The following is a 15292-nucleotide window of genomic DNA, read 5'->3' as shown; positions in this document are numbered from 1 at the left end:
CAGGGGGAACTCGTGGAATTCTTCGTGCTCGGAGCCGTGGGCGTGTCCCACGGAGGGCCGGTGCTGACCGGTGGACCACCGCAGCAGCAGGCGACCCTCGCCGTCCTGACGCTTCGCGCGGGCCATGTCGTGCCGCTGCACGAACTGACCGCCGCGGTCTGGGGGGAGTCCGCCCCGGGCTCCGCGGTGATGATCCTGCGGACCTACGTCTGGCGGCTGCGGAAGCTGCTGGAGGGCGAGGGGCCCGGCAGGAGCGGGGCCCAGGTCCTGGAGTCGGCGAACGACGGCTACCGGCTCGCGGTGCCGCCGGGCTCGGTCGACGCCGTACGGGCCGAGGAGCTGGCCGCGGAGGCCGCGCGCGCCCAGGCGGCCGGGGAGCCGGAGGTCTGCGCCGAAGCCCTGGCCGAGGCCGGGTCCCTGTGGCGGGGCGAGCCGCTGGCCGGGGTGCCGGGGCCGTTCGCCGAGCGCCAGCGCTCGCGCCTGGCGGAGCTGAGGCTGCACCTGTTGGAGGAGCGCCTCGGGGCGGACCTGCTGCTCGGGCGGCACCAGCGGGCCGTCCCCGAGCTCACCGCCCTCATCAGCGAGGAGCCGCTGCGGGAGCGCCCGTACGGGCTCCTGATGCGCGCGCTGTACGCCGCGGGGCGGCAGGGCGACGCCCTCGCCGTCTTCGGCCGGGCCCGCGAGATGCTGGCCGACGAACTGGGCCTGGACCCGGGCCCGGACCTCCGCTCCCTGCACGCCCGCATCCTGGCGGGCGACCCGGCCCTGCTCCCCCCCTCCGGGGGCCCCGGCCCCGGAGGCCGGCCGCCCGCACGGATCCCGGCCCCGCGCTCCGGCACCGCGCCGACGGCGCCCGGGGGAGCACACGGTGTCGCCCCGGGCGGCGCACCGGCTTCCGTCGGCGCGCCCGCGGGACCCGAGGGGTTCCCGGTGGCGTCCGCCGGGGCACCGGCCGGTCCCGCGGGCGTGCCCGCCGCCGGTCCCGCGGGGGCGTACGGCGCCGGTCCGGCCGGGATGCCGGAGACCGCCGTGGCGGTGGCGCACGGGCCCGGGCCCGGGGCCGCGGCAGCCACCGGGACCCCGGGAGCCGACCGGGCAGGGGCGCGGGGCGGGGCCCGGGCCGCGGTGCCCGGGGCCGCCGTGGCGCCCGACCTCGAACAGGGGCGGGGTGCGGCCGGATACGTCCGCCCCGCCCAGCTCCCGGCCGACATCGCCGACTTCAGCGGCCGCGCCGCCGAGCTCGCCGCCCTCACCGGCGCCCTGAGCGACCCGGCCCGCACCGCCCTGGCCGTCGCCGCCGTGAGCGGCATGGGCGGCATCGGCAAGAGCGCCCTGGCCCTGCGGGTCGCGCACCACGTCAAGGACGCCTATCCCGACGGCCAGCTCTACGCCGACCTCCGCGGCACCGGCAGCGACCCCGCCGACCCCGGCACCGTCCTGGCCAGTCTGCTCGGCGCCCTCGGCGTGCCCCGCCGCGAGGTGCCGCCCTCGACGGAGGACCGCGCCCGGCTCTTCCGCACCGTCCTGGACGGCCGCCGGCTGCTCCTGCTGCTCGACGACGCCCGGGACATCGCCCAGGTCAAACCGCTGCTCCCGGGCGCCGCGGGCTGCGCCGTGGTCGTCACCAGCCGGGCCCGCCTGGGCGGGCTGCTGTCGGGACGCCACGTCCAGCTCGCGGAGTTCACCCCGGCGGAGGCGCTCGGGCTGCTGCGCCAGATCGTCGGCGCCGACCGGGTGGACCGGGAGGAGGAGGCCGCGGCCGCGCTGGTGGCGGCCTGCGCCCGGCTGCCGCTGGCGGTCCGCATCGTCGCCGCCCGCCTCGCCGCCCGGCCCGGATGGACCGTCGCGCACCTGGTGGCCCGCCTCGCCGACGAGCGGCGCCGGCTGACCGAGCTGCGGGCCGACGACCTGGCCGTCGCCGCCGTCTTCGAGCTGGGCCACCGCCAGCTGACCGGGCCCCAGGCGAGCGTGTTCCGCCGGCTCGCCCCCGTCTCCCGGCCCGGCATCGGCCTCGCCGCGGCGGCCGCCGCCCTGGACCTGGCCGAGCCGGAGGCCGAGGAGCTGCTCGAAGCCCTGGTGGACGCCGCCCTGCTCGAATCACCGGAGCCGGGCCGCTACCGCCACCACGAGCTGGGCCGGGACTTCGCGCTCAACCTGCCCGCCCCGGCCGGTGAGCCCGGCCCGCCGGTGCGGCACCGGCTCCTGCGCCACCTGCTGGGCATGGCGGCCGAGGCCTTCCAGTGGATGATCCCCGGGGACCCGGTGCACCGCTCGATCGTCGCGGCGGCCGTCGAACCGGGGGAGGGACGGCTCGCGGACCTGACCGGGGCCCGCGCCTGGGTCGTCGCGGAGTTCGACTGCGCGCTGCACGCCGTCCAGCTCGTGGTGCGCCGGCCGGACGCGGCGGACACGGAGCAGCTGACGACGGCCGCCGACCTGCTGGTCGCGCTCAGCTCGTTCGGACAGGACATCCCGTACGCGCGGATCGCCGCGACCGCCGCCGAACTGGCCCGGGCGGCGACCCTGCGCGGCAACGACCGCGCGGCCGGGCGCGCCCACTTCCTCACCGGGAACGCGGCGCTCCAGGCCACCGATCTGGTCCGGGCCCGCGCCGCCTCCGAGCTGGCCGTGCGGGCCTGCCGCCGGGCGGGCGACTGGGCGATCCTGCAGCAGGCCCACAACGACCTCGGGGTGATCGCCCAGTTCGAGCACCGCTTCGGCGAGGCGGCCGCGTGCTTCGACGAGGCGCTCGTCCTGGCGCGGGAGCAGGGCCACCGCTCGGGCGCCCTGACGATCACCCTCAACGCCGCCCTGGCCCGTGTCCGCGGCGGTCGGGCGGCCGAGGCGCTGCCCGCGTGCGAGGAGGCCCTGGCGGCGCTGCGGGAGATGGCCGACCACCACGGGGTCGCCCACGCGCTGTGCGTGCGCGGGCAGGCCCTGCACGAGCTCGGCCGGCTGGAGGAGGCGCTGGCCGCGTACGAGGAGTGCCTCGACCTGTGCGACGCGGTCCGGATCCCGGGCCAGCGCGCGCAGGCCGAGTACCGCTGCGCCCGGACGCTGAGCGACCTCGGCCGGACCCGGGAGGCACTGGAGGCCTCCGCCCGGGCCGTGGCCCATCTGCGCACGGTGCCGGGCCGGGGCCGGGACCGCGGCTACGCCCTGCTGATCCACGCCGGGGTCTGCCTGGCGGCGGGCCGGCGCGAGGAGGGGCTCGGGCACGCGGGCGAGGCCCTGGAGGTGTTCGAGCGGGCGGGCCTCCCGGAGGCCGAGGAGGCCCGCGCCCTGCTGGGGACGGGCGCGGCGGTCAGGCCCGGGTGTTGAACTCGTTGTGGTCCAGGCGCGGGTGGGGCCCGGTGACGTCGTCGGCCGAGACGTTCGTGCCGCGGTCCGCGGTGAGGGCGGGGGCGCCGGCGGTGGCGCCGACGGCGAGCAGCGCGACGAGCGCGGCGGGGACGAGAAGGGCCAGACGGCGCGTGACGGACGTGCGGAGGTGCGGCACGGTGGATCCTGTCTGTCGGTCCAGGCGCCGTGTGCGGCTCCCGGTCGGCTTGCGGGCTGTGCCGAAGAGCCTCGCAGCCGTCCATCTACGTTTCATATACGCCGACGGCCGCCTTCCGCGGCGGCGACGGAACCATGAAGTCCGGTCGTACGGCGGACGGACCCCCGGCCACCCGGTCCTTCCCCCGGTGCCGCGCGTCCTCCCCGGGCGCGCGGACGGGCCCCTCATCGGCCTTCGTCGCTGCGAAGCCGGTCGGCTGCCCGACTCACCGCCTACAGCCAGTCCTTCTTCTTGAAGACCACGTACAGGCTCGTGCACACCACCGCCATCAGCACCACCGCGAACGGATACCCGCCCGCCCAGTGCAGCTCCGGCATGTGGTCGAAGTTCATGCCGTAGACCGTTCCCACCAACGTGGGTGCGAACAGGATGGCCGCCCACGAGGAGATCTTCTTGATCTCCTCGTTCTGTTCGAAGCCCGCTTCCGCCAAGGCGCGCATCTCGGCGTTCTGTTGTTGGGTGACCAGGGTCGCGTTGACCGTGAGGATGTCCGTCAGGGCCTGGCGGAAGCCGTCGACGCGTTCGCTGGTGTGGGTGACGTGGTCGGCGACGTCGCGGAGGTAGCGCTGGAGCTCCTCGTCCGTGCCGTACTTGGCGAAGCCGGCCATCAGGGCGTGGAGCATGCCCACCAGGGGGCGGGTGGCGCGCTGGAACTCGACCATTTCCCGGGAGAGTTCGTAGATGCGGCGGGAGACCGCCGGGTCGCCGCCGAAGACCTCCGTCTCGATCTCGTCGATGTCGTTCTGGACGCCCGCCACCACCGGCGCGTAGCCGTCGACCACCGCGTCGAGGATCGCGTACAGGACGGCCTCGGGCCCCAGGGCCAGCAGGTCCGGGTTCTCCTCCATGCGGCGACGGACGGCCGAGAGGTCCGGGGCGGCGCCGTGCCGGACCGTGATGAGGAAGTCCGGGCCCACGAAGACGTGGAGCTCGCCGAACTCGACCTCCTCCGGGCCGTCGAGGTAGCGGGCGGCGCGCAGGACGACGAAGAGCGTGTCGCCGTACCGTTCCAGCTTGGGGCGCTGGTGGGCTTCCCTCGCGTCCTCGACGGCCAGCTCGTGCAGGTCGAACTCGGTTGCCAAGGAGTGGAGTTCCTCGTCGGTGGGGCGCTGGAGCCCGATCCAGGCCATGCCGTCGGGGTGCTCGCGCAGCTGGTGGAAGGTGTCCGCGAGGGTGAGGGGGGAGGAGACCCGGCGACCGTCGCGGTAGAGCGTCGACTGCACCACGCTCGGCCGCACGCCGCCCGGCTGCGTCCCGTTCGCCGGCGTCGCGCCCGGCGCTGCCGGGGGCGGCTGCGTGGGCGGGGCCCCGGGCGGTGGTTCCGGGCGGCGGCGCCAGGTCGCGCGGGGGCGGCGGTCGGACATCGTCGCTCACCTCCTCCTCGGTCGGTGGTCTCGGCGCGTCTGCGGGCTCGGGGGGCCTGCGGGTCTCGGTGTGCCTGCGGGTCTCGTGTGCCCGTGGGGCTCGGTTCCTCCGTGGGGAAGGGGGATGCGGGGGAGAACGGATGCGGGGCTAGAGCAGGATATATGGGGTGAATCCTTCCCGTCCGGATCTCGCCGGTCACCCTTGCGGACGGCAGCTGTCCGCAACTGTCGATAGCGTGCCGACCATGGCCCCCAGGACGACCCACCCCGTGCTCGGCCCCCGCGCCCTGAACCGCGCCACCCTCGACCGGCAGCTGCTCCTGCGCCCCGCCCCGCTCGGCGTCGAGGAGGCCGTCGACCGGCTCGTCGGTCTTCAGGCCCAGAACACCAAGCCCCCGTACCACGCGCTCGCCGCCCGCCTCGACGGGTTCCGGCCCGAGGACCTGTCCGTCCTCATGGAGTCCCGGCGGGTCGCCCGGATCGTCTCGCTCCGGTCCACCGTCCACACCCACACCGCCCGCGACGCCGTCGGACTGCGCCGGCTCGTCCAGGCCGGGGCCGTCGACCGGGAGCTGAAGGCGTTCCGCAAGGGGCTCGACGGCGTCGACCTCGACCGGCTCGCCTCCCTGGCGACCGCCTACGTCGAGGAGCGGCCCCGCACCCCCAAGGAGCTGCGGGAACGACTGCTCCGGGAGTGGCCGGAGGCCGATCCGCAGGCGCTGACCGTCGCCGCCCGCTGCCTGCTCCTGATGGTGCAGGTCACCCCCCGCGGTCTGTGGGGGCGCAGCGGGCAGGTCGCGCTCACCACCGCCCGTACGTGGTTCGACGGGCCCGAGGACGAGGCCGCCGACCTCGACGAGACCGTACGGCGCTACCTCGGCGCCTTCGGACCCGCCTCCGTCAAGGACATGCAGACCTGGTGCGGACTCACCCGACTGCGTCCCGCCTTCGAGCGGTTGCGGCCCGAGCTGCTCGTCCTCCGGGACGAGCGGGGCACCGAGCTCTTCGACCTCCCCGACGCGCCCCGTCCCGACGGGGACACCCCCGCGCCGCCCCGCTTCCTGCCCGAGTTCGACAACCTGCTCCTCTCGCACGCCGACCGCGGCCGCGTCGTCCCCGTCGAGCACCACGGCCGCACCTGGACCGGCAACCAGGCGCACCGCACGTTCCTCGTCGACGGGTTCCTCGCCGGGATCTGGCACCTCGACGAGGCGAAGGACCGCACGACGCTCGTCGTCGAGCCCTTCGCGCCCGTGACGCGCGCGACGCGCACCGCGCTCGCCACCGAGGCCGAGCGGATCCTCCGGATCGTGACGCCTCCCGGCACCCCGTACGACATCGTCCACGCGGACGGCGCGGAGGGCTGACGTACCGCGCACGACGAGGAAGGAGACCGAGGCCGACCGGGACGGGCCGGCAGTCGGAGCCGTTCCGGGCGGTCCGGCGGTCCGGCGGTCCGGCGGCCCTGGCCGGGTCGGTCACGGCAGCACCCCCGTCCTCCGGGCCGCCACCACCGCCTCCAGGCGCGTGTGGGCGCCCAGCTTGCGCATCGCCGAGCGGAGGTAGCCCTTCACCGTCTCCGGGCGGAGGCCCAGACGCTCCGCCGCCGTCGCGTTCGTCGCGCCGGAGGCGACCGCCGCGAGGACGTCCGTCTCGCGGGGCGTGAGCGCCACGCCCGGCACCGGCGACGGGGCGGAAGCGGCCGTCTCCAGACGCCCGCACACCGCGAGCAGGCGCGCCCGCAGCCCCTGGTCCAGTACCTTCGGCGCGAGCTCGCGCAGCTCCCCGTACGCCTGGCGGACCTCCTCCCAGGAGGGGCCGGGCGCCGGGGGCGCGAGCAGCTGCCGCACCTCGTCCCGTACCGCGAGGGCCTGCTCGACGTCACGGGCCGCCGCCATCGCCGCGTCGAAGACGCGCTCGCCGATCGGGAGGGACTCGCGCAGCGCCCCGTAGAGCACGCCGCGCACCTTGCGCCGCACGACGACGGGGACCGCGATCACCGCGCGCAGGCCCTCCGCCGAGACCGGGCCGTCGTACTCGTGCGTGATGTGCCGCGACGACGGGTAGTCCGTGACCGCGCACGGCCGCGACAGCGCCAGGCACTTCCCGCCGAGCCCGGATCCGGCCGAGATCGCCAGGCCGCGCAGCGCGGGCGTGACGGCCCCGCTCAGCTCGGCGATCCGCATCGCGCGGCCCTCCTGGAGCAGCCCTCCGAAGACGACGGGCAGCCCACTGGCGCGCCTCAGCCGCAGCAGCGCCGTGCGCAACTCCACCGCTTCCACCATCTCGGGCACGGAACCACTCCTTCACCCCCGAACGGGGGTAGTGAGACCTGGGTCACCGATTACACGATGTCCGGGACAGTCCCGCAACGAGGAGGACACATGACGGCCACGAGCGCGACCGGTGCGACGGAGAGGTTCCGGGCCGCCCGGGACTTCCTGCTGCGGCATCGCGAGGACTACGAGACGGCCTACGAGGGCTTCGCCTGGCCCCGGCCCGACCGTTTCAACTGGGCGCTCGAATGGTTCGACGTCATCGCGCGGGACAACGACCGGACCGCGCTGCACATCCTCGAGGAGGACGGCTCCGAGACGAAGGTGTCCTTCGCCGAGATGTCCGCCCGCTCGAACAGGGTCGCGAACTGGCTCCGGGCCCGGGGCGTGCGCGCCGGCGACCGGATCGTCCTGATGCTCGGCAACCAGGTCGAGCTGTGGGAGACCGTGCTCGCCGCGATGAAGCTGCGCGCCGTCCTCATCCCCGCCACCCCGCTCCTCGGTCCCGCCGACCTGCGCGACCGCGTCGACCGGGGCCGCGCCCGGCACGTGATCGTGCGCGTCGAGGACACCGCCAAGTTCGACGACGTCCCCGGCGGGTACACCCGGATCGCGGTCGGCGGCGACGGGACGGACTGGCTGGGGTACGAGCTCGCCGCCCAGGAGTCGGACGTCTTCGAGCCCGACGGCGCCACCCTCGCCGACGACACCCTGATGCTGTACTTCACCTCCGGCACGACCGCCCGCCCCAAGCTGGTCGAGCACACCCACACCTCGTACCCCGTCGGGCACCTCTCGACGATGTACTGGATCGGCCTCAAGCCCGGCGACGTGCACCTCAACATCTCCTCGCCGGGCTGGGCCAAGCACGCCTGGTCCAACCTCTTCGCGCCGTGGAACGCCGAGGCGACCGTCTTCATCCACAACTACACCCGCTTCGACCCGGCCCGCCTCATGGACGAGATGGAGCGCAACGGCGTCACCAGCTTCTGCGCCCCGCCGACCGTGTGGCGGATGCTGATCCAGGCCGACCTGGGCCGGCTGAAGACCCCGCCCCGCGAGGTCGTGGCCGCCGGCGAGCCGCTCAACCCCGAGGTCATCGAGTCGGTGCGGCGGGCCTGGGGCGTCACCATCCGGGACGGCTTCGGCCAGACCGAGACCGCGGTCCAGGTCTCCAACAGCCCCGGCCAGCGGCTCAAGGAGGGCTCCATGGGGCGCCCCAGCCCCGGCTTCAAGGTCACCCTCGTCGACCCGGCGAGCGGCCGGCCGGACGTCGAGGAGGGCGAGATCTGCCTCGACCTCGCCGCCGCTCCGGTGGGCCTGATGACCGGCTACCACGGCGACCCGGAGCGCACGGCGGAGGCGATGGAGGGCGGCTACTACCGCACCGGCGACATCGGTTCCCGGGACGCCGACGGCTACATCACGTACATCGGGCGCGCCGACGACGTCTTCAAGGCGAGCGACTACAAGATCTCCCCCTTCGAGCTGGAGAGCGCCCTCCTGGAGCACGAGGCCGTCGCCGAGGCGGCCGTCGTCCCCGCCCCCGATCCGCTGCGGCTCGCCGTCCCCAAGGCGTACGTCGTCCTCGCGGCGGGCTGGGAGCCGGGCGAGGAGACCGCGAAGGCCCTCTTCGCCCACTCGCGCGCGGTCCTCGCCCCGTACAAGCGGATCCGGCGCATCGAGTTCGCCGACCTGCCCAAGACCGTCTCCGGGAAGATCCGCCGCGTCGAACTGCGCCGGCTCACGGCGGAGGGCGGCGGCACGGAGTACACGGAAGGGGACCTCACGTGACCGGCCCGACGGAGAGCACCACGGAACTCTCGTACGCGCACGGGGCGTCGGAGACGCCGCTGCTCGGCGACACCATCGCCGCCAACCTCGACCGGGCCGTCGCCGCCTGGCCCGACCGCGAGGCCCTCGTCGACGTCCCCGCCGGCCGCCGCTGGACGTACGCGGAGTTCGGCGCGGACGTCGACCGGCTGGCGGACGCGCTCCTCGGCAGCGGGGTCCGCAAGGGCGACCGGGTCGGGATCTGGGCGGTGAACTGCGCCGAGTGGGTGCTCGTCCAGTACGCGACCGCCCGCATCGGCGCGATCATGGTCAACATCAACCCGGCCTACCGCGCACACGAGTTGGCGTACGTGCTCAAGCAGGCCGGCGTCTCCCTGCTCTTCGCCACCCTCGCCCACAAGACGAGCGACTACCGCGCCATGGTCGAGCACGTGCGCGGCGAGTGCCCGGAGCTGCGCGAGGCGGTCTACTTCGGCGACCCGAGCTGGGACGCGCTGCTCGCCCGGACGGCCGGGGGGCTGCGCCCGGAGCCGCTCTCCTGCGACGAACCCGTCAACATCCAGTACACCTCGGGGACGACGGGCTTCCCGAAGGGTGCCACGCTCTCCCACCACAACATCCTCAACAACGGTTACTTCGTGGGCGAGATGATCGCCTACGGCGAGCAGGACCGCGTCTGCATCCCGGTGCCCTTCTACCACTGCTTCGGCATGGTCATGGGGAACCTCGCGGCCACCTCGCACGGCGCCTGCATGGTCATCCCGGCCGCCTCCTTCGACCCCGCGGCCACCCTCCGGGCCGTCCAGGAGGAGCGCTGCACCTCGCTGTACGGGGTGCCGACGATGTTCATCGCCGAGCTCAACCTGCCCGACTTCGCCGCGTACGACCTCTCCACGCTCCGCACCGGGATCATGGCGGGCTCGCCGTGCCCGGTCGAGGTGATGAAACGGGTCGTCGCCGAGATGAACATGGCGGAGGTGTCGATCTGTTACGGCATGACCGAGACCTCGCCCGTCTCCACCCAGACCCGCCGCGACGACGACCTGGAGCGCCGCACCGGCACCGTCGGCCGGGTCATGCCGCACGTCGAGGTGAAGGTCGTCGACCCGGCGATCGGACTGACCGTCGAGCGCGGCACGGCGGGGGAGTTGTGCACCCGCGGCTACAGCGTGATGCTCGGCTACTGGGACGAACCGGAGAAGACCGCCGAGGCGATCGACACCGGCCGCTGGATGCACACCGGGGACCTCGCGGTCATGCGGGACGACGGCTACGTGCAGATCGTCGGCCGCATCAAGGACATGATCATCCGGGGCGGGGAGAACGTGTACCCGCGCGAGATCGAGGAGTTCCTCTACGCACACCCCGGGATCGCGGACGTCCAGGTCGTCGGCGTCCCCGACGAGCGGTACGGCGAGGAGATCCTGGCCTGCGTGATCCCGCGCGACCCCGCCGCCCCGCCCACCCTGGACGAGATCACCGCCTTCTGCCGCGACCGGCTCGCCCACTACAAGATCCCGCGCAGGCTGGAGGTCCTGGCCGAGTTCCCGATGACGGTGAGCGGCAAGGTGAGGAAGGTGGAGCTGCGACAGAGGTACGGCGAGGGGTCCTGAGGTCTGCCGGCACCCCTGAGGTCTGTTCGGACACCCCTAGGTCCCGTCGGACGCTTCCCCGGGTCTGCCGGACATTTCCCCGGGTCCGTCGGACACCCCCCGGACCACCTCCCGGCGCATGCAGACGCGGGGCCAGGCCGACAGCCCGTGGGCTGCCTCGGCGCGGCTGATGGCGCGCAGGCCCTCCGTCAGCTCCGGGTCGGAGTCGGCGAGCGGGCGGAAACCGAGCCGCGCGTAGTACGGGGCGTTCCAGGGGACCTCGGCGAAGGTCGTCAGCGTCAGGGCCGTCAGGCCCCGGTCCCCGGCCGCTGCCGCGAGGTGCTCGATCAGCGCCCGGCCGACGCCCCGGCGGGCGGCGTCCGGGTGCACCGACACCTGCTCGATGTGGGCGGCGCCGTCGACCGTGTCCGTGAGCAGGTACGCGACCGGGCGGTCGGCGGCGTCCACCGCCACCCACGCCCGGCCCGCACGCCGGTAGGCCTCCAGGACGTCCAGGGGCAGGGGGTCGTCGTCGGCGATCGCCGCCATGCCGAGCGTGCGGAACGGCTCGCCCGCCGCCCGTTCGATGTCCTGGAGCAGCGGGAGTTCGGCCGGAGCGGCCGCTCTGATGCGCATACGACAGTATGGCGCGGCCTCAGCAGGGGACGCCGTCCGCGCCCGGGCCCCCGGCCGCCGGGGGGCGGTCCCGGTCGTCCTCCGGCGGCCGGTCGAGCAGGCCGCCCTCGCGCGAGAAGCGGGGCAGGAACAGGGCCAGGGCCGGATCCCCGTACAGCGCCACGTACAGCTGGACCAGCCCGCCGTCCGTCACCTCCCGCCGGTGGGCCGGCAGCGGATACCGCTCCCGCAGGCCCGCGAGGAGCCGCCGCGCCGCTCCCGTCGTGTCCGGCAGCCGCAGCAGCGCCAACGCCGCGACCGCGGGCGGCGCCCCGGCCGCGAGCGCCATGACGAGGCCCGTTCCGGACGCCCCGGCCGCGAACGGCCCCACCAGGGTCGTCAGCGGTACGCAGCCCAGCAGCGCCCGGGCGGTCCACAACCGCTCCGGCGGGCGCAGCAACCCGGCCCCGCACAGCTCGCCGCGCAGCGCGTCCACGGCCCGCCGGGCCTCGGGGCGCTGCGCGAGGGCCCCGAGCGCGAGGGCCCGGTGCAGTGCCCGGTGCACCCCGAGCTGTACGGGGTCACGCGTGCGGCCCGGTCCGCCGTTGGCCCGAATCGTATGTTTGCGCCCCGCCGCGACCGCCCCGCGCTGGTGCAGCGCCACCAGGGCGACCGTGACGGCCGCCCGCCGCCCGCCCCGCAGCAGCGCGAGGGCCTGCGGCGGCGGCGTGTGGGCCGTCCCGCTCTCCGCGCTGCGGGTTCCGTCGCCCCTCAACAGCAGGACGGCGAGCAGCAGTCCGCCCCAGGCCGCTCCGATGAACCACCACGTCCCCGTCGGCATGACGCCCACCCCCCGAGAGTGTTGTGCCCGGCGGAGCGTGATCGTCACGCGTGAATGGCCGATTTCGGATGCCGGGGAACGAGGGGGCTCAGGCGCCGCCCGCCGTCAGTTCGTCCGCGGCGTCGTTGACCGGCTGCGGGGTGCCGGTCAGGTCGAGGACGAAGAGCGGGAGGCCGACCTCGGCGGCCCGCGAACGGGCCTCCGGGGTGTAGCCCGCGAGCGAGAAGAACACGCTTGCGGCGGCCGTGCTCAGCCCGTTGAGCCAGAGGCATTCGACGGCCCGCAGCCCGGTCGGCCGGGTGGTCGGGTCGACCTGGGCGACCAGGCCGGGGGCGCGCAGGTCCACGCCGGACGCGGGACGCTCCTCGGGCTGCACGACGTCCTTGAAGCCGAGCCAGCGCAGGTACCCGGCCGCCGCCGCGACCGCGTCCCGCGAGGTCCGGATCGTCACCGGCCGGAACGTCCCGCGCAGGGGAGCCGGGTGGGGAGCCGTGGACGGCAGCGGGACGTGCGCGGGGTACCGCTCGGCGAAGGTCCGGGGCCCCGCGGGTCCGGTCCCGTCCGCGCCGCGCGCCGCCGGGCCGACGGGGCCCCGGACCTTCGGCCCGGGCTCGAACCACGGGGATCCGGCTTCCCCGGGCGCGGAGGGCACCCCACGGAGGGGCGTCGCGCCCCCGTCCCGCCCACCGGCGCCCCCGCCCCCGCCGGCCGTCCCGGTTCCGCCACTCCCGGGAGCTCCCGCACCGGGGGCGTCCGCACCGGGGGCGTCCGCACCGGCCCCACCGGCGCGGCCCCCATCCACGCCGAGACCCCCCGTCCCGTCCTCACCCCGCCCCTCCACCGCTCGCGGGGGCGCCGCGCCGGGGCGCGTCGGCGGCGGCAGCGGGGGCGTCACCGTTCCGGCCACGCCGTCCGCCGTGCCGTCCGCAGCGTCGGTGGCGGTTCCGGGCGCCGTCGGGCCCGGTTCCGCCGGGCGCACCGGGACCCGCAGCACCGCTCCGCAGGAGCAGCCCAGTTCCGGGTGCGGCCAGTCGTTCTCGTGGCCGCAGGCCCCGCAGCGGACGGTGACCCATTCGTCCGCCCAGTTCCGGTGCGTGATCGGTTCCGCGACCGCGCCCGCCAGGACCGGTGGCGCGACGGGGCTCCCGCACGCGCAGGGGAAGACGGGCGCCGCGTACGCCTGCGTGCGCAGGCACTCCGGACAGCGCACCGGTACCGACTCGCCCACAGCCCAACCCCCTGTCGTTCCGTCCCATCGTCCACCCATCCGGGGGCCCGGGGGAGGGTGTTCGGCCACTTCCGTGATCCCGGCGGGCGGACTTCTCTTGACGGCTCTCCGACCCCCGACCTACATTGCTTCCGTATAGCAGAACAGTATTTCCGCATTACGGAAACAGGTGCCGGGGCCTCCCGAGACGAGGCGCCCGCCTGGATCCGCCCGGCCGAAGCAGGAGCACTCCCATGCCTCGTATGACCGCCGCCGCAGCGGCCGTTGAGATCCTCAAGCGCGAAGGCGTCACCCAGGCGTTCGGCGTCCCCGGCGCGGCGATCAACCCCTTCTACCGCGAGCTCAAGAACGTCGGCGGCGTCGGCCACACGCTCGCCCGCCACGTCGAGGGCGCGTCCCACATGGCCGAGGGCTACACCCGTGCCAAGGCCGGCAACATCGGCGTCTGCATCGGTACGTCCGGCCCCGCCGGCACCGACATGATCACCGGCCTGTACTCGGCGATCGCGGACTCGATCCCGATCCTCTGCATCACCGGCCAGGCCCCGGTCTCGAAGCTCCACAAGGAGGACTTCCAGGCCGTCGACATCGCCACGATCGCCAAGCCGGTCACCAAGGCCGCGACGACCGTCCTGGAGGCCGCGCAGGTCCCCGGCGTCTTCCAGCAGGCCTTCCACCTGATGCGCTCCGGCCGTCCCGGCCCGGTCCTCATCGACCTGCCGATCGACGTCCAGCTGACCGAGATCGAGTTCGACCCGGAGACCTACGAGCCGCTGCCGGTCTACAAGCCGCAGGCCACCCGCGCGCAGGCCGCGAAGGCGCTGAGCTTCCTCCTGGAGTCCGAGCGCCCGCTGATCGTCGCCGGCGGCGGCATCATCAACGCCGACGCCTCCGACCTCCTCGTCGAGTTCGCCGAGCTGACCGGCATCCCGGTCATCTCCACCCTCATGGGCTGGGGCACCATCCCGGACGACCACGAGCTCGCCGCCGGCATGGTCGGCGTCCAGACCGCGCACCGCTACGGCAACGCGACCTTCCTGGAGTCGGACTTCGTCCTCGGCATCGGCAACCGCTGGGCCAACCGCCACACGGGCTACAACCTGGAGGCGTACACCAAGGGCCGGAAGTTCGTCCACGTCGACATCGAGCCCACCCAGCTCGGCAAGATCTTCGCCCCCGACTACGGCATCGCCTCCGACGCCAAGGTCGCCCTGGAGCTCTTCATCGAGATCGCCGAGGAGCTGAAGGCCGAGGGCAAGCTGCCGGACTTCTCCGCCTGGGCCGCCTCCGCGCAGGAGCGCAAGGCCACCCTCCAGCGCCGCACGCACTTCGACAACATCCCGATGAAGCCGCAGCGCGTCTACGAGGAGATGAACCGGGCCTTCGGCCCGGAGACCCGCTACGTCACCACCATCGGTCTCTCCCAGATCGCGGCCGCGCAGTTCCTGCACGTCTACAAGCCGCGCCACTGGATCAACTGCGGCCAGGCCGGCCCGCTCGGCTGGACGATCCCGGCCGCCATCGGCGCCGCCACCGCCGACCCGGAGACCCCGGTCGTCGCGCTCTCCGGCGACTACGACTTCCAGTTCATGATCGAGGAGCTGGCGGTCGCCGCCCAGCACAAGGTCCCCTACGTCCACGTCCTCGTGAACAACGCCTACCTCGGTCTGATCCGGCAGGCGCAGGGCGGTCTCGGCATCAACTTCGAGGTCAACCTCGAGTTCGAGAACATCAACACCCCGGAGATCGGCGTCTACGGCGTCGACCACGTCAAGGTCGCCGAGGGCCTGGGCGTCAAGGCGATCCGCGTCGAGGACCCGGACAAGCTCGGCGAGGCGCTGGAGGAGGCCAAGAAGCTGGCCGTCGAGCACCAGGTCCCGGTCGTCGTCGAGGCGATCCTGGAGCGCATCACCAACATCGCCATGAGCAAGACGGTCGACATGAGCGACGTCACCGAGTTCGAGGACCTGGCCACCGAGCCCGGTCACGCGCCGACCGCGATCAAGGCCCTCCAGGTCTGATC

The 15292-nt window shown here is 74.4% G+C and carries 11 protein-coding genes; 5 read left to right on the top strand and 6 right to left on the bottom strand.

The window, feature by feature from the left end; translation table 11 throughout:
• The first annotated feature begins 12 nt into the window (after positions 1-12).
• On the top strand, positions 13-3321 hold the full coding sequence (locus tag ACZ66Z_RS03045) for an AfsR/SARP family transcriptional regulator (protein ID WP_469932194.1): 3309 nt from the start codon (positions 13-15) through the stop codon (positions 3319-3321).
• Here ACZ66Z_RS03045 and ACZ66Z_RS03040 read toward each other — a convergent pair.
• On the bottom strand, positions 3305-3499 hold the full coding sequence (locus ACZ66Z_RS03040; protein WP_469932193.1) for a hypothetical protein: 195 nt from the start codon (positions 3497-3499) through the stop codon (positions 3305-3307). The two genes, ACZ66Z_RS03045 and ACZ66Z_RS03040, sit on opposite strands and share 17 nt — an antisense overlap.
• Before the next feature lie 272 nt (positions 3500-3771).
• On the bottom strand, positions 3772-4923 hold the full coding sequence (locus ACZ66Z_RS03035) for a magnesium and cobalt transport protein CorA (protein WP_469932192.1): 1152 nt from the start codon (positions 4921-4923) through the stop codon (positions 3772-3774).
• Positions 4924-5168: 245 nt separating this feature from the next.
• On the opposite strand from ACZ66Z_RS03035, the gene ACZ66Z_RS03030 reads away from it, so the two are divergent.
• The gene (locus ACZ66Z_RS03030) at positions 5169-6290 is read left to right on the top strand and encodes a winged helix DNA-binding domain-containing protein (protein ID WP_469932191.1); all 1122 of its coding nucleotides are present in this window, start codon (positions 5169-5171) and stop codon (positions 6288-6290) included.
• Between the two features lie 111 nt (positions 6291-6401).
• Here ACZ66Z_RS03030 and ACZ66Z_RS03025 read toward each other — a convergent pair whose 3' ends face one another.
• The gene (locus tag ACZ66Z_RS03025) at positions 6402-7217 is read right to left on the bottom strand and encodes a helix-turn-helix transcriptional regulator (RefSeq protein WP_469932190.1); all 816 of its coding nucleotides are present in this window, start codon (positions 7215-7217) and stop codon (positions 6402-6404) included.
• 90 nt (positions 7218-7307) lie between these two features.
• On the opposite strand from ACZ66Z_RS03025, the gene ACZ66Z_RS03020 reads away from it, so the two are divergent.
• Both ACZ66Z_RS03020 and ACZ66Z_RS03015 read left to right on the top strand, forming a co-directional pair.
• The gene (locus ACZ66Z_RS03020) at positions 7308-8993 is read left to right on the top strand and encodes an AMP-binding protein (protein ID WP_469932189.1); all 1686 of its coding nucleotides are present in this window, start codon (positions 7308-7310) and stop codon (positions 8991-8993) included.
• A complete protein-coding gene (locus ACZ66Z_RS03015) occupies positions 8990-10606 on the top strand; it encodes an AMP-binding protein (protein WP_469932188.1) in 1617 nt (538 codons plus the stop codon). Before ACZ66Z_RS03020 ends, ACZ66Z_RS03015 begins: the two co-directional genes overlap by 4 nt.
• Positions 10607-10642: 36 nt before the next feature.
• On the opposite strand, the gene ACZ66Z_RS03010 is transcribed toward ACZ66Z_RS03015, so the two are convergent.
• The 3 genes from ACZ66Z_RS03010 to ACZ66Z_RS03000 form a co-directional block, all read right to left on the bottom strand.
• Positions 10643-11221 (bottom strand): GNAT family N-acetyltransferase, encoded by a 579-nt coding sequence (locus ACZ66Z_RS03010; protein ID WP_469932187.1) that lies wholly within the window; start codon positions 11219-11221, stop codon positions 10643-10645.
• 19 nt (positions 11222-11240) lie between these two features.
• Positions 11241-12041 carry a TIGR04222 domain-containing membrane protein gene (locus ACZ66Z_RS03005; RefSeq protein WP_469932186.1) on the bottom strand — a complete coding sequence of 267 codons (801 nt, stop codon included), beginning with the start codon at positions 12039-12041 and terminating at the stop codon, positions 11241-11243.
• A gap of 88 nt (positions 12042-12129) precedes the next feature.
• Positions 12130-12843: a hypothetical protein gene (locus tag ACZ66Z_RS03000; RefSeq protein WP_469932267.1), complete on the bottom strand. Its 714-nt coding sequence runs from the start codon at positions 12841-12843 to the stop codon at positions 12130-12132.
• Between the two features lie 668 nt (positions 12844-13511).
• Here ACZ66Z_RS03000 and gcl point away from each other — a divergent pair.
• Positions 13512-15290: a glyoxylate carboligase gene (gcl, locus tag ACZ66Z_RS02995; protein ID WP_469932266.1), complete on the top strand. Its 1779-nt coding sequence runs from the start codon at positions 13512-13514 to the stop codon at positions 15288-15290.
• Positions 15291-15292: the final 2 nt, after the last annotated feature.

Source organism: Streptomyces sp. NPDC107498, from assembly GCF_055582805.1.
Note: the sequence above shows the minus strand (reverse complement) of the source record. Positions and strands in the feature narration are given on the sequence as shown.